The sequence below is a fragment of the Dyadobacter sp. BHUBP1 genome, from assembly GCF_050587785.1.
GTDB lineage: Bacteria > Bacteroidota > Bacteroidia > Cytophagales > Spirosomataceae > Dyadobacter.
In genome coordinates, this window is the sequence record NZ_JBOBIH010000001.1 from 44,419 (window position 1) to 67,152 (window position 22,734).

Below are 22,734 nucleotides of genomic sequence, written 5' to 3' on the forward strand. Positions count from 1 at the left end.
TTCCGAGTTTCGGTATAGAAACGATACTTTCTGTTAATATGATAAAATTTTAGCAAAAATAGGGGTTCCCGCCGAACATCAGGCCGTTTGGTGGTCGAAAAGGGCTGCTTGATAATTATATAGTTTCAAGCAAGCGGCAGCAGTATATGTTTGCCGGCATAGCACTAGTTGAACTCCGGAGCTTAACTAGTGCGGAACGGGAGACACTTTCATACTCGTGCCGCGCGCTGTGCGCATGTAGCTATTAAAAACACATTCAACATACATTATGAAGAACTATACACACTACTTCCATTATATAATCACTTACCTCGTCATAATTCAATTAATCACACTGTCACAAGCCTTCGCTCAGGGCAAGTTTGTCGATGGGTACATCATTACTAATGAAAAAGACACTATATGGGGACTTGTCCGGGATGAGAGTTGGGCGACGAGTCCGGAGCGTATTGCGTTTAAAAATCTGAATGGCGAGGTATCGACTTGCGCGGCGGAGCGTATTGCTGGTTTTGGACTTGTTGCGGCAAAGGAAATTTATAAGAGCAGGAAAATCGGGATATTGAATATTAGCCTCATGCAATCGTATATGCTTGCACCGTCATTGGAGGCCAGGGACTCAACGACGGTGTTTTTGCAGGAAGTGGTGAGTGGCGGCGTGGCAACATTGTTTGAGTTCCTGGATCAGACGCAGCATTCCCGTTTTTTTATTGAAAAGCAGCATCAGCTGAAAGAACTGTTCTACTATCCGTTCTACAAATCGGTCAACGATCGGAACTACCTGGTTGTTTACGACGAATATAAAAAGCAGCTCGCAATGCTATGTGCGGATGCAGAGCGGTTCCGCGAACCCCTGCCGCCATATCAGGAAAAGTATTTGAAAGCGTATATAAAGTCGTACAATGCGTTTTTTACCAAAGACAGTATCCGATACCTGGCAGAAAACCACAGGCTAATTTTCAACTTGGAGCTCATCGGAGGTATTGAGAACTGGCGAGAGGAGATGGTTATTCACAACAAGGCTACCTATGGCTTTGGGTTGCGGATGGACTTTCCACGCAAGTTTCGTAACAGGTATGTGAAAGCCAGTGTTTTGTTTACGCCCGGCCTCCCCGTGGGATTTCCGTCCGGGACTTTGTCCAAAAAGACGTTGAGAACGCTTGAAATGGGATTGGGACGCTACTTCGGCCCTGGAAAGGTGCGACCTTTTTTGGGTCTTAACGCGAGCATCGTCAATAAAGGCTACCGCAGTGATTTCCTGGGAATGAATGCAGGTATAAGCTACAAGCGACTAATAAGCGTGGAAGTCGGGCATTTTGCCAACTTCTACTGCTTCATGACCAAGACCAGCTTCCTTATTCAGCCGCGGATTAGCTTACACTATTTTGCCAGTTTGAGTTTAGGGCAGAACAGGGTGCGTTAACACATGGCGAAAAGCAGGAAAATTTGGAGGCTGCGGGCCTCGCAAAAAAGAAGCAGCGTGAGGAAAAAAATCCGCGCATGGTAGTAGTCTGTTCGCAAGCTTTGCGAGTATCCTTGTCACATACCAAAACTAACTAACACCATGTCATTCTCCCGGGCTGAAATTTTGATTAACAAGCTTATCAGCAATAAGATATCCGAGGAGGAACTGGCGGAGTTGCTCGCGGGGATTTCTGATGATGAAGGAGGTAAAACTTACTCCGACGCCCTCGAAATTTATTTCAACCGTTTATTGAAGGAAAACCGGCCGAACGGTGAGGCCGGGCCGAAGGAATTATAGCAGATTACAGATTTTACAATTACTCACTCTCCTCTATCAATAGTTTGTTCAGAAATAAAAAGTCAAATCCGTTAGAATAGCCCAAACGACACCATCTCTAGTAATGTGAGCAGGATTTCAAGAAGTTTTTTCCCGTGAGCAAACCTCGCGGAAGGCGATCCGCTACTCACCTGATACCATGTTATTAATACCGCTTACACGGATTATATAAGTCTGTTGCGTTTTCTATTTTTTTAACATAAAGCTCTATTTATCAGTATCATGAACAGTGCCCATCACCTTAAACACAAAAACTATGGATCCAAATTTTACTGCTAGCCTGCGAAAGCTGCTCTTATGCATTTTCGTGGCTGTTTTGCTCGTCGGCCCGGCATTCGCGGCGAGAAATCTCGACAAGACCATCAAGGGAAAAGTTACTTCCAAAATAGACGGTGCGGCGCTGCCCGGCGTCAGCATTGTCGTGAAGGGGAGCCAGCTTGGTACTTCCACCGACGCAGGCGGTAATTATTCAATCAATGTCAACGAGGCTTCCAAGCCGGTTCTTGTATTTTCCTACATCGGGCATGAAACCCAGGAGGTAATCGTAGGAAATCAGTCGGTGATCGACGTGGTGCTGGCGGAAGGTGTTGAAACGCTCAACGAAACCGTGGTAACGGCCTTAGGCCTTTCGCGAGAAAAACGCTCACTGGGATATTCGGTGGCCGAGGTGAATGGCAAAGACATCAGCCGGGTGGCACAGGAAAATGTGCTGAACTCGCTGGCCGGCAGGGTTCCGGGCGTTACAATTAGCTCCACGGGTGGCACAGGTTCGTCAGTAAGTATGATCATCCGCGGAGCTACGTCGCTCAGCAGCGATAACCAGCCGCTTTTCGTAGTCGACGGCGTGCCCATTGCCAATACGTTGAACAACGTGAGCCAGGTAGGTAACGACAACCGGGTTGACTATGGCAATGCCATTTCAAGCCTTAACCCCGATGATATCGAAAACGTATCCATTCTGAAAGGTCCGAATGCTGCGGCTCTTTACGGTTCGCGCGCAGGCCGCGGGGTGGTGCTCATTACTACTAAAAACGGTAGTAAGTCGAAAAAAATGACAGTTTCCGTGAACTCTAATACTGTCTTCGACAAGCCTTACAAATACCTGAACATGCACCACAAGTTTGCAACGGGTATTCTTCCCTTTACACCGGACAACAACCCGTATCCAGGTGGTGTGCTGATGATCGACGAAGGGTCTGCCGGCGGGGTAGGGCCGGAACTCGACAAAGGCTACAAGGCTATTCAGTGGAACAGTCCGAAGGATGCAAATGGCAAACCGATCCCGACGGAACTGGTTTCACACCCGGATAATGTGAAGAACTTTGTACGCACCGGTATTACCACTACCAACGGCGTAGCAATCTCAAACAGTAATGATTTGGTGACTTACCGCCTATCCTATTCGAATATGACCAACCGCGGTATTATCCCAAATTCGGATTTGTTCCGTAATTCGTTGAATATCAATTCGGCGGTGAAGCTGGCCAAAAAACTGACGCTCAGCACGAATGTCGATATCAGCCGCAACAACTCCAACAACCGCCCGGCGACCAACCGCGGTACGAACCCGCTGCAATGGGCGTATGCCGTGTCTCCTCACATTGATATCCGCGATCTGCGCAACTACTGGGTGCCGGGGCAGGAAGGCTTGCAGCAGCTGTCGCAAGGCCCGGGCGATTATAATAACCCATGGTTCCTGGCTTACGAAGTCAACAACAGCTTCGTCCGTGACCGTGTTTTCGGGAATGTTAAGGCTGACTGGCAGATTACACCGCATTTGAGCCTGATGGGTCGCTACGCGCTCGATACCTATCGAGAACAGCGTGAGACGAAGATAGGCAATAGCTATACCAACGACAGTCGAGGCGGTTACGGGATAATCAACCTTTCGAGATTTGAGCGCAACGCAGACTTCCTCCTGAGCTACAAGCGCGATATTAACAATTTCAGCTTCTCGGTGTCAGGTGGTGGTAATACACGTTACCAGAAAAACATGGATCTGAGTACGGCGAGTGGAAATCGTACCGGGCTGGTTATCCCGGGGCTTTATACGCTGTCGAACATCGCACCGCAGAACCTCACATATTCGAGCTACCTCTCGAAAAGGGCTGTTTTCAGCGCCTACGGCTTGGCGAATATCGGTTTTAAAGACATGATTTACCTCGATCTGACCGCGCGTAATGACTGGTCGAGTACGTTGCCGAAAGCGAACCGTTCGTACTTCTATCCGTCGGCTTCGTTGAGCGTGTTGCTGAATGAGATGTTCAGGATGCCTAATCAGATCAGCTTGCTCAAAGCAAGAGGTAGCTGGGCGCAGGTAGGTAACGATACGCAGCCGTACAACTTGCTGGCGACTTTGGGGAACTCAGGTGCCTGGGACGGCATTACGCGTTTGTCGAAATCGGGATCGATATTGCTTCCCGATCTGAAACCCGAGATCGCGACTTCGTATGAATACGGGCTCGACCTGAATCTCTACCATAACCGCGTCCGGCTGACTGCCACTTACTACCAGGTGGAGAACCGCAACCAGATTATCCCGACCAAGCTTCCGGGATCCAGCGGTTTCAGTTCCAAAAACATCAATGCAGGTTTGCTCGTGAGCAAAGGACTTGAATTGACGTTAGGAGGCACACCGATCGACAAAAATGGCTGGCGCTGGGATATCAATGCCAACTGGTCGAGAAACCGCACGACGATCAAGTCGTTGTCGGACGGACTTGAATTCTACACGCTCTGGACCGATGCCAAAGGTGGCGCATGGACATACGTAGGCGAGCAGATCGGGGATATTTACGATGCCGAGCTCGTTACTGTGAAAGATAAAAGCTCGCCTTATTATGGCTACCCTATTCTGGACGAAAACGGTTCCTGGCAGTCGATTTCCGCTTCTAAAACCAGGAACAAGATCGGTAATTTCAATCCGGACTTCTTGTTGGGTTTGCAAACATCCCTGTCCTACAAAGGTTTCACACTGAACATGTCGTTCGACTGGCGTCAGGGCGGGAATTTCGTGTCGCAAACTTACCGTTACGGTGAATCCGACCTGAAATCCCAACGCTTCCTGGATAACCTGATCAACCCGAACGGCATGACCGGCGATCAGCTGCGCAACTACCTCGTGGACAATAACAAGGTGGTAGTTACCGGAAACAAATTCAATATCGTGGGTGGTCCTACCAAAGAGTATGGCGGTTTCCCGTTTGAATACGGAGGCAATACCTACGACTACGCGGTGTTCAACCCGGGTGTGATCGCGCAGTACAACGAAGCCGGCGAAATCACGGGGTATACTGAAAACCTGGGCGGACCTGGTACGAAATACATTCCTTACGGCGACAACTACCCCTGGGATTTCACCCGTGCCGCTACATTCGATGCTTCGTTTGTGAAATTGCGGGAGGTGTCGCTCGGATATGACCTGCCCTCCACTTTTGTAAAACGCCTGGGCTTGCAAAATGCCAACATCGCCGTTTACAGCCGCAACATCATTCTTTGGACCAAAGCTAAAATCGGTATTGACCCCGAGCAGGCATTCCAGCAAGAGTCGGGCGCGCAGGCTGGTACCCAGTTCAAGCAGGGCATCGAGCGTTACAACGTAACTCCGTGGGTGATACCTGTTGGTTTTAAGCTTGGTTTAACTTTCTGATATAGAATCATATAGTCTATTTAATATAAATAAACTCATGAAAAAGCTTCATAACAAATTCGTCATCATACCGCTGCTGCTGGCATGCATGGTCTTTTCCTGTAAAGACCTGACGGAGCTCAATGAAAACCCGAATGGGGTAGCCCCGGAAACGGTAAATCCTAACCTGGTGTTGCCGACCGTTTTGACGGAGGCTGCGAAGTTGTACGTCAACCTGGGGTACCAGGACATCGCGGGCGTAGTGCAGCATACGCAGAAAGACGCATGGTCGAGCGGGCATAACGACTACGACTGGGGCGGGGACCAGAGCTGGAATGCCTATTACGATGTACTGCGCAACAATGATCTCGTGTATCAACGGTCAGTGGCAGCGAATTACGAGTTTCATCAGGGGGTTACATTGGTGATGAAATCGTTCATGTTCGGCCTGATTACCGATCTCTGGGGCGACGCACCTTACACAAGTGCGCTGAAAGGCGAAGCAGGTTCGACAGCCGACATTCTACCGTCGTTCGATAGCCAGGATAAGATTTACGCGGGAATTATCGCCGACCTGGAAAAGGCCAACGGATTGCTTTCCAAATCAAAAGCCGAGTATGAGGGTATTGTCGACAATGTGGACGTTTACTATGGCGGAGATCCTGCCAAATGGCGTAAGATGGCCAATTCGCTTTTGCTTCGCTACTACATGCGGATTTCGGCCAAGCAGCCTGATATTGCCAAGGCAGGTATCGAGAAAATCGTAGCCAATGCAGCAAATTATCCTATCATCACTTCTAATGCTGATGATGCTACCATGGGCTTCCCGGGAAACAGTGAAGCGGATTCGTGGCCTGCAAACACCGTTACCGACGCCAGCGGAAGCAACTACCGCCGCATTAAAATGTGCGCCACACTGGTAGAAAGATTGCAGACATTGAAAGACCCGCGCCTGGGAATCTGGGCCAACAAGGTTGAAATTCCATTGGTAGTAGATCCGACACAGCCAGCCGGAACCGATAAAATCGTGGATGGCAAGCGGATTCTTTCGCCGGACAAAGTGAAGAATACACTGGTTGATACGGATCCGGAATACGTTGGCTTGCCGCCGAGTTTCTCAGCATTGCCGTCAGCTTATAACCTGAACCCGACGCCGGGCCAGACATCCTTCAATCCGCACGTATCGTTTCTGAATAACATTTACAAAGCAGCAAAAGGCCCGTTGCTCCGCGCACGGCTGATATCGGCTGCGGAAGTGAACTTCATTCTCGCCGAAGCCGCATTGAAAGGCTGGGCCGCCGGTGTAGCGAAAGACCGTTACGAAGCCGGAATAAAGGCTTCGATGACAACCTGGACAGTAGGCGATAAGTATGCCGCTTACATTGCGACACCGGGTGTGGCTTTCGACAATACATTGAAACAAGTGCTCGAACAGAAATGGATCGCCAGCTGGACGGCTGCCACCGAAGCGTGGTTCGATTTCCGTCGGACCGGCCTGCCTGCTTTGAAAGCCGGCCCTGCGGCTAAGCGCGAAGTGTTGCCGGTACGCTTCTATTACATGCAGGATGAACTGCGTATCAACAAAACGAATGCGGAAGCTGCCGTAAGCAAGCTGGAAGTGACCAACTATTCGCAGGCCGACAACGGCAACAGCGCATGGTCTAAACAATGGCTTTTGCAAGGAACCGGCAAGCCGTGGTAGTCATATTTGTTTTAAGGTGAGTATTTAAAACCGGGGCTGTCGGGGCTATCCCTCAGTTCCGGTTTAGTTTTAACAGGTAAACCACTCCCAAAAATGAAAGCGAGGAACATTCTCATTTGCTTTTTATGTCTGTGCCTGAGCAAGGTCGCATTCGGACAGCATTTCAGGGCTGCGGCAGCTGTGCGGGTGATCACGCCCGATCCGCTTTTGCCGGTCTCCGGGGGGATTGGTACTCCTAAAAAAGCCACGCAAAAGAACGGGGAGTTATATGCGAGGGCATTTGTCATGGAGAAAGGGGCGGTAAGGATTGCTGTTGTGAATGTGGATAACCTGGGCTGGCCGGCTGCATTGGGCAACAAATCGCGGAAACTGATCAAGGGCATCGCGCCCGACAACGTGCTCATAGGCGCCACGCATACGCATAGCGGGCCTGATGCTTATGGCTTTCCCAATGAGAAAGGGGAGTCGTTTGCCGATATGGCCTACCTCGACCGTTGTGTTCAGCAAATTGCCGACGCCGTAAACGAGGCCGTTGAGAAACTGGAAGATGCCTCATTGAAAATAGCAGTAGCCGATGCGAAAGGCAAGATCGCGTACAACTATTATGCAGACCAGCTTTACGATCCCCGTTGCGGCGTGATCCAGGCGGTTGCCAGTGCGGGGGCGAACAAAGGGAAACCCATTGCCACGCTCGTGAATTACGCCATTCATCCCGAAGTGATCGGGTCGGGAAGGGGAATTCTGAGCCCGGACCTTTGCGGGCCGTTATACGATCGCATTGAATCGCAAGGTGGAGGGACCGCCATTTTTATGAACGGTGCGCAGGGCGGCATGGTAACCGCCGACAACCGCCTCGAAAACGGGAAGGAAGCCAATGATTGGAATGAATGCAAAAGGATTGGCGAACTGCTGGCCGACGAGGCGATGCGGATCGTGAAGGACGCGGCAGTGCAGGAAAACCCTGACATTTATTGCGTTTCCCGAAGGATTGAGTTTCCGGTGGATTCGGAGATTATGCGTTTTATCCTTCAAAAATCACCCATTAAAAATGAAATGGCCGGCGATAACCGCATTGCGACGCAGCTTAACCTGCTCAATATCGGCACCGCCCAGGTGCTGACGGTCCCGGGAGAGGCATTGCCCAATATCGGCTACTATGTTAAAAGGCATATGAATACCAAACAGCCGTTTCTCTTTGGACTGACAAACGATGCCTTTGGCTATATGCTCACCAAAGTCGATTTCAACAGTTTTAAACGGTATGAGTACGTGAGCCGGACAAGCCTGGGCGAAATGACCGGTGAAATTTATATGGAACAGGCATTGAAATTAATAAAAGACAGCCCCGCTGCGTCTGTGCAGACCGCCGCCGCGGCGGGCAAGTAAATCGATCTTTAACCCTAATACGAGTGATCATGTTTTTGAAAATAGCCGTTAAGTCCGTGTTGCTGACCCTCGTAGCGATCGTTTTTGCGAACGCGCAGAAAGTGACGCCGGAAAACGCCCTGGAGAGTTACCTCAACAATGGCGACAAGACCTTTAAATGGGAGTTGAAAGAGACATTCAAACGCGACGACCTGACATTTTACCAGATCCTGCTCACCTCTCAGAAATGGCGGGAGTTCACCTGGACGCATCAGCTGACGTTGATCGTACCGAGAGAAAACCGGCACGACGACGCGCTGCTCTTTATCACGGGCGGTTCCAATACCAACGAACAGCCCAATTGGAACAGCAAAAAGGATGAAAAAATGTACGGATCGCTAGGAGCGTTGGCTACAACCAACCAGGCCATCGTGGCATTGCTGAAACAGACGCCCAACCAGCCGTTCTTCGGCGATTTGACCGAGGACGCATTGATTTCCTACACGCTGCACAACTTTAAAAAAGATAAGGACTATACCTGGCCGCTGCTCTTTCCGATGGTCAAAAGTGCGGTGAAGGCGATGGATGCGGTGCAGCAGTTTTCTCAAAAGGAATTGAAGCACACCGTGAATAGCTTCGTAGTAACAGGCGCTTCAAAGCGGGGATGGACAACCTGGCTCACAGGCGCGAGCGACCAGCGCGTGGAGGCGATCGCACCGATGGTGATCGATGTGCTGAATATGCCGGTAAGTCTGGACTATCAGATCAAATCATGGGGCGATTACAGTGTCCAGATCGAGGATTACGTAAAACTGGGTATTCCGCAATCGACTGGCTCGCCCGACGGCCAGGCCATTACGGCCATGATCGACCCCTACTCATACCGTGCCAAACTGACGATGCCGAAGATGATCTTTATGGGAACGAACGATGAATATTGGGTGGTAGACAATATCAAAAATTACCTCGACAAGATTCCGGGGAAAAACATGCTGCATTACGTGCCCAATGCAGGCCACGACCTCGGCGACGGCAAGCAGGCGATGGAAGCACTGAGCGCATTCTTCGGCGCAACGATTAACAAACGGCCTTATACCGAATGCAAATGGAGCCAGTCGGTAGCCAACCGGAAGGTAAATCTGGATATTAAGACCACGCCGGATGCCTTGGTGGACGTGATCCTGTGGTCGGCCAATTCGCCGGACCAGGATTTGCGGAATGATACCTGGACAGCCCGGAGTTTGAAAATTAGCCAGAAATCCAATGTGAAGGTAACCGCTGAGTTACCGGCCAGCGGCTTCCGGGCATTTTATGTGGATTTGAAATACAAAACGCCCCAGGGTAGTGTGTACACGGAGAGTACCAGGGTGTTTTTAACGAATAATAAGTCGGTTCTGTAAATCCCTGAAATAGATGTATCTATACTGACGGGAAACTTGGAATAGCCATGATCAAAAACAAAAGATTGCGCCGGTGGGCATTGCTATGCCTGGTCTGGATGTCTTTCGCGCCAGACGGAGAACAGCCCGAGAGAACGGTGAAAGAGGTAATTGACCGCGCCGTGACGCGGTTTTATGAAACCCTCACACCGACGCAGCTGGACACGATTTCGGATAACTATATCCTGAGCGTACTCAGCGACCGCGACAAGGAAACACTGGCAACGCGTTTCTGGACTTTCGAAGTGAATGTTCCTGTGAGGGTGTCGCTGATGCGGCATACCGGCCAGGCCGTGCCGCCTTTCTGGCTTCAAAAGAGCGGTTTTAAGAAAACACAGATGTTCGTTAAGAACGAAGAATATACCTATGAAGTCTGGCAAAAGGATTTCGAAAAAGGACACGTAGGGCTTGGTATCAATGGTTTTGATAAAGACAGGCCGGTGTATTTCATCAGCGTGGCGCCACTGAATAAGGCCGAAAAGCTCTCGGTTTCGAATGTGGTGCCTGCTCAATATGCATTAAGTACGATAGAGAAAGGAGCATTTACTTATCATGATTGGGACAGCCTCGTATTAACCGAAGTCCCGGAAGAACTGAAAGGCCAGACGCTCTTCACAACCGTACGGGGGCGCGCACGTGAAGCGCACTTAGTGAATGCATTCCGGAGAACCTCCACACCTTCGTCGGAAAAACCCGATCAGGTAGTAATGACATGGAGCGGCGATCCGGCCACCACCGCGAACATCCAGTGGCGTACCAGTCCGAAGGTGCTGAGAAGTAAAGTGAAGTACTGGAAGCCGGGAACATCCGACACACTTTTTACGGATGCTTCTGCATTTAACATGGAAGACAGGCTTTTGCAGAACGACCGGTTCGTAAACCGGTTTACCGCACAGCTGAAAGGGCTGAGTCCCGGCTCGTTGTACCATTATTCGATTATTGGTACCGGGCAAGCGCGATGGTCGGCGACGTCGTCTTTCCAGACCGCCTCTGACCGTGTGAAAGACTTCTCGTTCATCTGGTTCGGTGACACGCATTATTCGCCTATTTGGGGTGATATGGCTCAAAAGTCGATCAAGCGGCATCCTGAAACCGCATTCTTTTCCATAGCCGGTGACCTGGTAACCACCGGTTTGCACCGCGATGATTGGGATCAGCTATGGGCACACGCAGGTTCCACGTTCAGCACGCGGCCATTGATGCCGGTGCCTGGTAATCACGATAGTCAGGATGGTCTTGGTGCATGGATGTATAAGGAAATGTTCAGTCTGCCGGAAAATGGCCCTGCTGGCCAGCCCTCCGAAATGACCTACGCATTCCATTATCAGGACGCATTGTTTCTGATGATCGACGCCACGCTTTCGGTGCCGCAGCAGACCGCCTGGGTTGAAAATCAGCTCAGGAATTCGAAAGCCAAATGGAAATTTGCGATGTTCCATTTTCCACCTTACAACTTTGAAGAGCCTTATGACGAGATCAAGCGAGAGTGGTGCACGCTTTTCGATAAATACCATGTGGATATGGTCATGAGTGGGCACATGCATTACTACCTGCGTACGAAACCGATGTTCAATGACCAGGAAGTGGACAGCCCGGCGAAGGGTACCATTTACCTGATGTCTATCAGCATTCCCGGAAAGCAGAAGCGCTGGCCGAAAGAGGATTATGCTGTGGTGAGATACAAAGACGGCCCGCTTTACCAGCATGTGTCGATCAAGGGCAACACGCTGCATTATAAATGTTACAATCCCGAGGGCGAGTTAAAAGACGAGCTGACGATTACAAAATAGTATCCAACAATTTCAATTATAATGACCCGCATTTTACTACCCGCTATTCTATTATTGTCTGTTGTTTTTAAAACCCAAGCGCAAGTCGGTCCCATCAGGAAAGAGTTTTTGAGTCCAACCTCTAAAAATGTGCTGGTAGCATCGCACCGGGCCGTGCATCATGAACTGCCGGAAAATTCGCTGCCCGCGATCAGAGAGGCGATCAGACTGGGTGTTGATATTATAGAAATTGATGTGAAAGTGAGTAAGGACGGTATTCCAATGCTCATGCACGACGGCAAAGTGGATCGTACCACCACCGGTAAGGGCGATCTGGAAACGCAAACATTCGAAGCGCTCCGGAAGCTACGCCTTGTTTCCAATGGCAAAGTCACGGAAGAGACGATCCCGACATTGGAAGAAGCCCTGCAAATTGCAAAAGGCCGCATTTTGGTCGATCTGGACCTTAAAACCGACCAAATCGAAAAGGTGATTGAGGTGGTGAAAAAAGTAGGCGGAGAGGATTTTGTATTCTTCTTCGACAGCGATTATGAAATCCTCGCCAAAGTAGACGCTGCTTCGAAAAAGTTCATGCTTATGCCGCGGGCTCATTCGCTGGCGATGGCAGATTCGGCATTAACGCGCTTCAAGCCGGAAGTGATCCACATCGATGAGGATTTCTATACTGCTGAGGTTACCAGTCTGATCAGGAAGAAAGGCGCGAGGGTTTGGATCAATGCATTAGGCAAGCCGGATGCGGAAATCAGAAAAGGTAATGCAAGGGAAGCGCTGAAAAATCTGACGAAGGAAGGTGCTAACATTATTCAGACGGACGAGCCGGAAAAGGTGATCCGCGAGTTGCGGGAGTTAGGAATGCACAGATAGAAATCAAAAAGCCATTTCGGAGTTAGCGAAATGGCTTTTTGATTAGATATCTACAAATCAAGACTATTTAAGTTCATTAAAAGCTGGGGCAAATAATGAGTTTTAATTTCCCAGACAATTGCGTAATCAATTCCAAAATAGTCGTGTACAATCCGGTTTCTGAACCCTCGAATTTTGTGCCAGTCGATGGTAGAATGGTGATCTCTAAATTCCTCAGGTAACCGACTTGCAGCTTCGCCAATAATCTCGAAGTTTCTGATTACGGCGTCAACCGTTTTATCGTCATTTATAAATTCATTGTAGGACTGATCCTGCGTGTACAAAAGAATTTTGTTCCCGCTATCAAGGATGTCCTGGATAAGCAACGACGTTTACGGTTAGACATAGACGATTTCAGGGGCGATTTCCGAGTAGTATCGTGGTTTTATCCCGTTCTTGGAGACCAAATCTACGGGTTTCCCAATCCTATCTTCAATCAAGTTTGCCAAATCAATAAATTCGATACCAACAGGCTCACTGAAATCGACAATAATGTCTACATCGCTGTTTGTGCTGAAGTCATCGCGCACAACCGATCCAAACAAACCTATGGAGCTTACGTGGTATTTGATCGCAAGTTCCGGTTTTAGCTCTTTCAATATCTGTATGATGTCTGGCAGCGCGTCCATTTTGTTTTTTGCCTACTAATCTAACTCTTTTTTACAAAAATGAAGCCAACTGCCGGGCAGGGAGTTTTGGAGCTATTCAAACCGCCTGTTAGCCCCATTCAACTCGCCGTGTGTGGTGATAGCGACGACGGTAAGGATGGCGAAAATGGCGACGATGAATATCAAGTTGACGGCCCAGCGGCTGATATTCAGCCCGCGATCTGTGAACGATGCTTGTGTTTTTTTGACGAGAAGGCTCAGAACGGCCATGTTCAGAATGTAAAGGTATTGTTCGATGCGGTACAGGCTCATGAACGCGCAGGTAATGAGGATGCTGTAAATCGTATATAGACCGAGGTTAAGGAAGAAGAACCGTTGGATATCCTCGTATTGGAGCTCCCAAAACGGTGTTTTTACCCGAACGTAATATTTAGATAGGGTATAACCTGCAAAAGCAAGCACCAGCAGCAACGCCACCCACTGCACGTAAGTGGTAATACCGGTAGCATCGGCAAGCGGATTAAAACTCTGGATTGTTTCAACCAGCCTTTGTGTTTTAAATGATTGATCCCATACAATGAACGGAATGATGAGCGTCAGGATGACAATAGGTGCGAGCAGCCGCGAGCGGGATGCCTGCGTTTCGGTGGTTTCCCACTCCGAAGTAAATGTGCCGTAGGCCATTCCTGCGCCGCCGAAAAAGCCGATCGAATATTCCATCACATTCCAGAAATTGAAATGAATGCCGGAAACGTTACCCATCACTTGCAGGAAGTTACCGAACGCGAACCCGAAACCGCCACCGAGCCCGGCGAAAACGGCCAGCCTCACGGCAGAATGCTGCTTGTGACGGATCATATACCAGAACAGCGCGATGGTCATACCGAAACAGGCAGCCCAGGCTTCCGACCGCGGAGGGGTCATGAGCCAGCCGAGCTGTTCGATCAGCAGGTAGTAAAACAGGATGGCGCCTACGGTCATTTCGATGATCAATTGCGGCCATTGTACCGGCTTTTCACGCGAGGAAGCGAGTGTAAGCCCGAATAACCCGCCGCCTATCAGCCCGAATAGCCCGCCGATAATACCTAGCATCAGAAACCCATAATAAACATTCCCGAATTCGAGCCCACGTGCATAGCCGACGACGATTCCGTAGCTGATAATGCCCCCGATGCCCCAGCCGGCGGCCGAAGCCAATGCGAGCTGAAATGCCTTAGCGTACCAGTCTTTACGCTTGGCGATGAGAACGATGCTTAATCCGCCAATGCCGCCGGCCCATGCGGCGCCTTGCTCGTGTCCAAACTGGCCGCGTATGGCCCAGGCGGTGCCTAATGAGATGCCTGCAACGAGCAGGGCATAAAGTAATTGTCTGTTATTCATGAACGGAATGCGACTAAGGGTTTGTGGGATAAATACTGGATTGCCGCCTAAAAAGACTATAATGATACCCCATTTGAGGAGGAAATAGCCCGATTCGCTTTTGGAATAGTATTCTCCCTAAAAACGGACAGGACATTTCCGGAACATAAGACCCATGAGCAGCAAAAGAGATCAGCTCGCGATCAACGGCGGCCCCAAAACGATCGACAAGACATTTCCCTGGCCCATTTATAATGAAAATGAGGTGAATGCAGTCGCGGCAATTGTCGCGGGAGGCAAATGGGGTAACCCCGACTGCGGGGACGAGGTGGAGCGCTTTGAACGGGCATTCGCGGATTATTGCGGAAGCAAATATGCGATTACGTGCGTCAATGGTTCGGTATCGCTCCGGCTGGCGCTGATGGCGTGCGGCGTGAGGCCTGGCGACGAAGTGATCGTGCCGCCTTACACGTTCATCACCACCGCCTCCTCGGTAATCGAATGCAACTGTGTGCCTGTTTTTGTGGATATCGATCCCGAAACCTACAACATCAGCCCGGCAGCCATCGAGGCAGCGATAACGCCGCGCACGAAAGCGATCATTCCCGTGCATTTCGGCGGGTTAGCTTGCGATATGGATGCAATCATGGACATAGCGCAACGGCATAATCTCAAAGTGATCGAAGACGCCGCGCATGGGCATGGGGCTGAGTACAAAGGAAAAAAACTGGGCTCGATCGGACACGTGGGGAGTTTCAGTTTCCAGTCGTCCAAGAATCTGACTTCGGGCGAGGGGGGCATTGTCATCACCGACGACGATGAATTGTATGCAATGATGCATTCGCTGCGCAACGTAGGCCGGATCGAGGGCGGGCAGTGGTACGAGCATTACAATCCGGGCTGCAATTACCGCATTACCCAAATGCAGGCTGTGCTGCTGACAGAACAACTCAAACGTCTGGAAGAACAGACCCGGCGAAGGAATGCCAATGGTTTATATTTGAATGACTTGTTGGAAAAAATTGAAGGGATTTCGCCTCTGAAACGCAACGATACCATCAGCCTGCACGGCTATCATATTTACATATTCAAATACGATGCGACGAAATTCGGAGGGCTGCCTAAAAGCGAATTTGCGGCGATGCTGGCGGCCGAAGGTGTGCCTAGTTTCAAGGGTTACCCGCATCCGCTGTACAAGCAGTCTCTTTTTCAGAACAAAACCTTCCTATGCTACGCCATTCCGGACAGCGCGGATTACAGCCATACCTTTTGCCCCGTCGCAGAGCAGGCTTGTGATACCGACGCGGTATGGATTCTCCAACATGCGATGTTGGGAGAGAAGGAGGATATGGAAGCGTTTGCGAGCGCAATTCTGAAAATTCAGGAGGCAGTCAAATAACTCGAATGCCTTCTGTGCCATGTGCTTATAGCTCCTTCCGCATCATAATGTCGGTCTGAATATCGTCCCCGAGCGTGAAAAGGTGTTTATCGAACGCCGTGAAGCCATTCCGTTTGTAAAAGCCGATCGCATTTTCATTCTCTTCCCACACGCCCAGCCACACATACGCGTAACCACGCTCGCGGGCGATGTCGATGGCTTTGTTATACAATAACTGCCCGACTTTCAACCCCTGCCATGCCCGAAGCACATATATCCGTTCGATTTCCAACGCGGTATCATCTTTCAGTTCACTTTGGGCGGGGCCGTGGTTTACTTTGAGGTAGCCGATCAGCTGGTCGTCATCGTAGGCCAGATGGAATTCCGAATCCGCATTGCCCAGCTCGGAGGCGACCTTTTCGACACTGAATCCTGTTTTCAGGTAATGTGCCATGTTTTCCTCGGTGTTGACCGATGCGAACGATTCATAAAAAGTGTCTATTCCAATTTGTCTGACGGTTTCCAGATCGTTGATGGTCGCTTGAATAAGTTGTATCGGCATGTTACTTGTTGGGTAATACTTTTAATCTGACGCCCTCGCTGTGGGCTGTGAACTCCGGCGCGTACATGCATTGGATCGTCGTGATACCGTTGCTGAAATCGCCCTCGTGTGTAATAAAAAGCGGATATTCGAACACATAAGTTCCTTTTCGCAAAGCATTGAAGAAGAAATTCGTGCTGGCGTCGCGCGTGCTTTCGTAGTACCCGAGGCTACCCTGCCAGCGGTAGCCGCTCAGCACATTCACCGGCTCCAGCCCCGAAGCCCGCATATCCTTCATATGCACATATTCCATATCCCTGTCGACACGCAATTCAATACGGACTTTAATCTTATCACCCACCTTCACCGCGTCGCCTTCGCGTACAGGCGTGAGGACGGGGCCAGAGTCGGTATTGGCTTCTACAAATAGCTGTTTGGAGAGTTTTAGCGGCGTCTCTGCAAATGTGATCTTGTCGAGATCTTCGAAATATTGCCAGTAAACGGCGCCCCAACTGGGTAGAGAGGATCCGGAACTGCCATTGACCACCACGTCGATATTGCCCATCTGTGGGGTGATACCGGTGTCGATCGTTTGTTTCATATAACCGGTACCAAGCTCTGTCTTTTGGTCTTTAGAGCTAACCTCGATATTCCCAACACGGACCGTAGCCTGCGGGGATTCAGCGAGCCAATCGCTTCCATTCAAAAGCAATGCATAACAAGCCTCTGCTGTGGCTTTGGTACTTTCCCAGCTGCTTGTCTGCTTGTTTTTGAGGAGCCAGGTTTTCAGTTCCCCAACGGTCTGTTGGTCATTACTGATTTCCTGAAATGCTTCAACAAGCAATGCCTGGCGCTCGATAGGCGCCTCATGCCACCACCAGCCGCGCTGATTGGTCTTCCAATACATGCCTAGTTCGTCATTTCTAACAGCCGTTTGCCGCAACGATTCCAGGATCTGGCCGGCCGTTTTATTGTCGTTCGTCCGATGGCATAGCAATGCGATCATGCCTTGCAGCAGCTTGGGTTGCGAAACCCAGGTAAGCCTTGCCCGTTCGCGATAGTATTGGTACGCCTTTTGTGTCGTGGCCGGAATGGGTTTTGCGAAAAAGCTCCGCGCGTAGAGGTATTGTATTTCAACCGGGCCGGGCGTATATTGTTTCAGGTTCGATTTGGACTTGACGAGTCTGTGATAATCCTCCTCAATGCGCTTGTCTAGGTAAGGTAGGGCCTTTTCGAGGATTGCTTGAATGTTTTCCGATTGCGAAGCAGGCAATGCATTGATTCTCTGCAAATGGCCGATGCCGGTAACAATATACTGCGTCATATAGCGATCGTCGGGCCCACCTTTGAACCACACAAAACCGCCGTTAGGGCTTTGCATTTCCTGTAATTTACGGACGGCCGCATTCAGCTCGTTCTCCATTTTAGCCAGGTCGAACAACAATGCGATATTTCGTCTTTGTTCTTCCTCGTTTTTAGAAACCAATACCCAAGGAGTTTCCTGGATCAATAACGATTTCAGTTCCTGGTTTTTAGTCAGATTACTTTGCAGCGCATCAGTACCCTTCCAGGATTTGAATACCTCTGCAATCCGAGGTGAAGCATTTACAATATGTGAAGCCAACGAGTTGGCATAATAGCGGTTCCACGTTTGCTCGGCGCATTCGTAGGGATATTCCATCAAATAAGGCAGGGACTGCACCGCGTACCAGGCCGGGTTGCTGCTGTATTCGACAGTGACAGATTGGTGCGCAAGCGTTTTGGATTTGGATGATGCAAGCAGTTTTTCAAACGTAAAGTGTTTTGCGCCGCTGCCTTTCATCGATAGCGGTATGCTCTCCGTCACCAGCATTCGGTTTGGCAGGACGGGCAACGTGTTTTCTTCCCCATCCGACAGGTTCCCGGCTTTCGCCACTGCCCGCCAGGTGACCATTTTGGTAAAACCTTTCGGTATTTCGAGTGTAAAAAATGTGGTGCTGCTTTGCCCTGCGGCAACTGAAAACGGGCTCGATGACCTGTTGTTGTGGAACAGCTGATCCAGCGACTCATTCGTTTCAGAGTCAAACAACAAAAGCGAAACTTCTCCATTTGCGATTGCGCTGCTCAGGTTCACCACTTTCACCGGGAAGCTGAACCGGTCACCTTCGCGGAAGAACCGCGGTGCATTCGGCTGTACCATCAGGTCTTTCTGCGTGATGATCTCCTTGCTGCTGTAACCCAATGCCAGTTCCTGCGTATGCGCGAGCGCCTGGAACTTCCACCGCGTGAGCGCTTCTGGCATGGTGAACGAGAAGGAAATGTTGCCCTCGCTGTCGGTTTTTAGGTCAGGCAGGAAGAATGCGGTCTCGTTGAAGTTGGTGCGGATGGCGGGGGAATACTGTTTCTCCGAGGCCGCTTGCTGCCCGCCCTTGTTGAAGCCATACCCGACTTTCCCCACTTCATTTGCATCAGGTTCGCCGAGCATTACACTCGAATCGGCCATTTCTTCTGCGATTATTGGAGCGGCCTGCGGCATTGCGGCACCGCCCGTCGCTTCGGATTTTTTGAATTCAACTGCACCTCTTACAGCCATTCGGTTCCTTGAAAGTCTTCTTTTGTAAGGATTAAAAATCAGTTCGTCATACCGTTTTTCGAAGTACTTATAGTTCTCAGTATGGCCATAAATAACCTCGGCATTCGTATCGTCGAAATTTCCGCTGCCGGTCCAGCTGCCGAGGCCCATGTGTACGGGCCAGATGTACGGCTTCCGCCATTGATGGGGGTAAAACTGGTCGAGCGAGGCGTCGTACATGCTTGCGAGCATTTCGGCGGCAACTTGTTCTTTTTTATAACCACTGATTTTAACTTTCCACGTTTCCTTGCTGCCAGGCAGCGTCTTGTCGCGGAATGTCACATATTCCATTTTCAGATCCTTGTTTGTCCAGGGAACCACGATGCTTTCTGTATGGGTATGAATGCGGTTGTGTTTTATAAATGCGTAATCTATTTGATAGCCGCCGCGATCTTCTTCCCTTGGCGTGTAGTCGAATGTCTTAAGCTCTTGATTGAATGTAAGGAATGAAAAACCAGCGGGGCCCGATTTGCGGCTGTTGGTGCTGATTACGAATGCTTTGTCAGCAGAAGTGCCGAATGCATAAGACGCTTTTTCGCCCGGCTCGGCGACGGTGGCCGCCGTTGCAGCCACGTACTGAGGGTATGCAGGTTTCTTCGCTCCGAAATCTTTGAGTTCGGTGTATTTCACCTCGGTTAGTTTTTCACCAGCAGCATTCGTGCTACTGATTTCTATTTGATAGAAACCTGCCAGAAGATTAAACTCGGAAACCGGCACTGGGCTGCCGGACTGTAATTGTACAGTTTTTGCCACTGGCGAGCCTGCTTTTTCCCAATTCTCCATTTCCGTTTCGCGATCGTATTCGTCGTGCGGGAAGCTGGCAATGAATTCACTCTTGGACATTACAAAAAGGTCAGGCCGCTCCCAATAGCGGTTCCGGATGAGCCGGTTTTCAGGCGTGATTCGCGAGATCCGGATAGTAACTTCGGCGGGGGCAAATGCGCCTGCAAGGTTTTCAGTGCGAATGGCCAACGTTTTGAATTGGCCGGTTTCCATTACGGAGGGGATTTCGGCTTTCAGTACGTATGATTTATAGCCGACTGGCACCACTGTTTCTGCACTCCGTGTTTCACCATTGCTGTCCGTCACGTCCGCGTGAATGGTGTATTCAAATAGCGGATCTGTTTTTGGATCGACTTTACGGTCCGGAATGGCCTCGAAATCTATTTGGAACTGCCCCGACGCGTCGGTAACTGCTTCACCATGCGCGATCTCCATCGGCTCTTCGGATACCCACCAGCGTTTCCGCGCCCACGCATAAGGGAAGCGCGGCGCGCGCACGATCCGATATTTCACTACCGCTGCGTCGATGGGGTTTCCGGCATAAGCGATCGCCTTGCCGCTCACTTTAATGGTGTCATTTACCTTATAGGTGGCTTTCAGCGTATCGAATTCGACTGCAAAACGGGGACGTTTGTATTCTTCCACATGAAAATCAACGCGAAAATTGTCCCTTACCTGAATGTAGAAGTTTCCTGTCAACCCATTGCCGGGGATGACAAACGAACCCGAGAAACTTCCAAAGGCGTTCACGTGATGTTTCGCTTCGGCAACGTGTTCAGCATTTGCATTGTAGAGTACTGCCGTAAATTCCTCCTGCTGGCTGCGGAGTACATCGTCGCCCTCTGCGACAATGCCTTTGTAATACACCGTTTGGCCCGGGCGGTACAGGCTCCGGTCGGTGAACAGGTAAATACGCTCTTTATCTTCGTCGCTTGCCGGTTCGACATCTTCATTGTAATAATACCGGTTCGTATTTTCCTGCACGAACAAACGATCGTTTCCATAGGTGATATCCAGCATGTGCTGCTCCCCGTAGTTCACTTGCCGGATGTGCCGTTTGAAGTGAGCGTCCTTGTCGGCGGTAAGAAGGGTGCCTTTGTTTTTGGTATAACTCCTTGTATTGTAGTCATAACGCTTCTGCCAGAGCTGCACTTTGGCGCCGGGCAATGGCTCTCCGGTTTCGCGGTTCAAAAGAAAGAAATCATCCCCTTTTTGAATGAAACTGATGTCGGAAACATAAAATATAGCTGCTCCGGTTAATGCGTTGGTCTGTCGGAAATCCGGCGCGGTACTGGTTAGCAAAATGTATTCGCCGGATGGCAGGCCGTCGACCTTCGCTTCCACAGAATGCTCTTGGTAATCTTGTTTATCCAAAAGAGGCTGCTCCCACGACTTCTCAGACTTTGCGGTGGCTAATGTCGCCCATTTTGTGTTCTGCTGATCATCTTCGAGTTTTTTCCGCAAGAACTCATTGAGTTTGATCACCCGGAAATACAGTTTGTTGAAGTTCCGGTATTTGACCAGCACCCGGAATGGCTTGGCAATGCTGTTGACCATTTCTACCGACAATGCAAGGTTTTGGCGGGTAATCGTTTTGGAAAGATTGAATGCATTCACACCGCCTTCCGTATCGGGATTGTCGCGCATTACCTGCCGGCAGATTTCCAATGCCTTTACCCGCTCGAATTGCCCGGCCGAATCCCTGCCCGGCTTGTATTGATCCGCTTTTTCATTGAGCCAGGCCGCTTTGAGATACCAGGCTTGTGCAGCGGCCGGTGTCGTTTGGTACTGATCTGCTATATGTCCTACGGCCATAAAATAGAGGTCGTCTTTATCGGGATGCACCGATTTTTGTCTGACATACTGCAACCTCGCCAGATCCACATCGATCAACGCACCCGGATCTTTGTCTTCGATGTGAAATGCAATCAGCTTCTGATAGAGCAGCAATGCGTAATGTTCCAGCGAAGCGGAGTCCTTAGTTTCAAATTTCCTGTGTATAAAATCCGCCGCCGGATCGAATGCGGACGCCGTATTGATTTCAAATGCATATGCCGGCTTTTTGACGTTTCGTTCATCTGAAGAGAAGTACGCCAATGCCCGGAATGCGAGTAGATCAAACAACGTCGGGCGTAGCTGGCGCATATTGCCTTTGGTAATGATCGCGTCGTAAATGTCCAGCCTTGTTTTCTTTAAAATCGCTTCTTCCCGTATGGATTCAAGAAACAATGCGCCTATTTTTTGGTGAAAATCCTCGGTTCCCCAGGTGGCAATGTCTTTTTTATCGAAGGCCACGGTGGTGGTCCGGTTGTACAATTGCCAGCGGAAAGTCTGGTAATATGTGTAATATTCCGATGCGACGAGACTTGTTAGAATCGAGCGGGTGGGACCGGTACTTGCCGCCATTTCCCGTTCCAGTTCTTTAACAGACGCGATGGAATTGTTTTCTCGGTTTTCAGTCTGCAATTGGGTCATATACACAGCCGCTTTAATGACTTGTGCGTCCTGCTTTTCCTGCTTCGCGAGGCCGTATATTTTCTTCACTTGTTGGAGCGCATCCTTATCAAGCCCCTTACCCATGAGCTCATCGGCCTTTTTCCATTCTGCATTGTAATTCTTAACCGGGTCTTGTCCGTAAGTGTGCATAGTTAATGATATAATAATGGTGATGATCAGATAGTAACCGGAGGTGTACGCTATTTTCATCTTGCGAATCATTGGGTTTGTGATGAATAGGATAAAGATAGTAAAACGTCGCGGCGCCAAAAGCGGCATTGAGCAGCCGGAAAACGTCATTCAGCAAACAACCGGGGAAAGGCTTGCCTTGCA

Annotated in this window: 14 protein-coding genes; 9 read left to right on the plus strand and 5 right to left on the minus strand. The window is 49.9% G+C overall.

Translation table 11 applies throughout. The features are described from left to right. Window positions 1-268: 268 nt before the first annotated feature. The 8 genes from ACQ4MZ_RS00210 to ACQ4MZ_RS00245 all read left to right on the plus strand — a co-directional run bounded on the left by ACQ4MZ_RS00210 (window position 269) and on the right by ACQ4MZ_RS00245 (window position 12,586). A complete protein-coding gene (locus tag ACQ4MZ_RS00210) occupies window positions 269-1,420 on the plus strand; it encodes a hypothetical protein (protein ID WP_430841773.1) in 1,152 nt (383 codons plus the stop codon). Window positions 1,421-1,561: 141 nt separating this feature from the next. Then, window positions 1,562-1,759 carry a hypothetical protein gene (locus tag ACQ4MZ_RS00215; protein WP_430841775.1) on the plus strand — a complete coding sequence of 66 codons (198 nt, stop codon included), beginning with the start codon at window positions 1,562-1,564 and terminating at the stop codon, window positions 1,757-1,759. Window positions 1,760-2,054: 295 nt separating this feature from the next. Then, the gene (locus ACQ4MZ_RS00220) at window positions 2,055-5,447 is read left to right on the plus strand and encodes a SusC/RagA family TonB-linked outer membrane protein (protein WP_430841776.1); all 3,393 of its coding nucleotides are present in this window, start codon (window positions 2,055-2,057) and stop codon (window positions 5,445-5,447) included. Window positions 5,448-5,484: 37 nt separating this feature from the next. Next, complete coding sequence (locus ACQ4MZ_RS00225) at window positions 5,485-7,128, plus strand: SusD/RagB family nutrient-binding outer membrane lipoprotein (protein WP_430841778.1); 1,644 nt, start codon at window positions 5,485-5,487, stop codon at window positions 7,126-7,128. A gap of 93 nt (window positions 7,129-7,221) precedes the next feature. Then, window positions 7,222-8,514 (plus strand): hypothetical protein, encoded by a 1,293-nt coding sequence (locus ACQ4MZ_RS00230; RefSeq protein WP_430841780.1) that lies wholly within the window; start codon window positions 7,222-7,224, stop codon window positions 8,512-8,514. A gap of 29 nt (window positions 8,515-8,543) precedes the next feature. Then, window positions 8,544-9,893: a PhoPQ-activated pathogenicity-related family protein gene (locus tag ACQ4MZ_RS00235; RefSeq protein ID WP_430841782.1), complete on the plus strand. Its 1,350-nt coding sequence runs from the start codon at window positions 8,544-8,546 to the stop codon at window positions 9,891-9,893. Between the two features lie 47 nt (window positions 9,894-9,940). After that, entirely contained in the window at window positions 9,941-11,722 is a 1,782-nt protein-coding gene (locus ACQ4MZ_RS00240) for a fibronectin type III domain-containing protein (RefSeq protein WP_430841784.1), read from the plus strand. A gap of 21 nt (window positions 11,723-11,743) precedes the next feature. Beyond that, the gene (locus ACQ4MZ_RS00245) at window positions 11,744-12,586 is read left to right on the plus strand and encodes a glycerophosphodiester phosphodiesterase family protein (protein WP_430841786.1); all 843 of its coding nucleotides are present in this window, start codon (window positions 11,744-11,746) and stop codon (window positions 12,584-12,586) included. A gap of 50 nt (window positions 12,587-12,636) precedes the next feature. Here ACQ4MZ_RS00245 and ACQ4MZ_RS00250 read toward each other — a convergent pair whose 3' ends face one another. The 3 genes from ACQ4MZ_RS00250 to ACQ4MZ_RS00260 all read right to left on the minus strand — a co-directional run bounded on the left by ACQ4MZ_RS00250 (window position 12,637) and on the right by ACQ4MZ_RS00260 (window position 14,613). Then, complete coding sequence (locus tag ACQ4MZ_RS00250; RefSeq protein WP_430841788.1) at window positions 12,637-12,951, minus strand: HepT-like ribonuclease domain-containing protein; 315 nt, start codon at window positions 12,949-12,951, stop codon at window positions 12,637-12,639. 12 nt (window positions 12,952-12,963) lie between these two features. Next, window positions 12,964-13,254: a nucleotidyltransferase family protein gene (locus ACQ4MZ_RS00255; protein ID WP_430841790.1), complete on the minus strand. Its 291-nt coding sequence runs from the start codon at window positions 13,252-13,254 to the stop codon at window positions 12,964-12,966. A 72-nt stretch (window positions 13,255-13,326) separates the two neighbouring features. Next, a complete protein-coding gene (locus tag ACQ4MZ_RS00260; protein ID WP_430841792.1) occupies window positions 13,327-14,613 on the minus strand; it encodes a hypothetical protein in 1,287 nt (428 codons plus the stop codon). Between the two features lie 154 nt (window positions 14,614-14,767). On the opposite strand from ACQ4MZ_RS00260, the gene ACQ4MZ_RS00265 reads away from it, so the two are divergent. Next, window positions 14,768-15,991 (plus strand): DegT/DnrJ/EryC1/StrS family aminotransferase, encoded by a 1,224-nt coding sequence (locus ACQ4MZ_RS00265; RefSeq protein ID WP_430841794.1) that lies wholly within the window; start codon window positions 14,768-14,770, stop codon window positions 15,989-15,991. A gap of 25 nt (window positions 15,992-16,016) precedes the next feature. Here ACQ4MZ_RS00265 and ACQ4MZ_RS00270 read toward each other — a convergent pair whose 3' ends face one another. Together ACQ4MZ_RS00270 and ACQ4MZ_RS00275 are read right to left on the minus strand one after the other, a co-directional pair. Then, window positions 16,017-16,532 (minus strand): GNAT family N-acetyltransferase, encoded by a 516-nt coding sequence (locus ACQ4MZ_RS00270; RefSeq protein WP_430841796.1) that lies wholly within the window; start codon window positions 16,530-16,532, stop codon window positions 16,017-16,019. 1 nt (window position 16,533) lies between these two features. Then, window positions 16,534-22,611, minus strand: coding sequence for an alpha-2-macroglobulin family protein (locus ACQ4MZ_RS00275; protein ID WP_430841798.1), 6,078 nt, complete (start codon window positions 22,609-22,611; stop codon window positions 16,534-16,536). Between the last annotated feature and the right edge of the window lie 123 nt (window positions 22,612-22,734).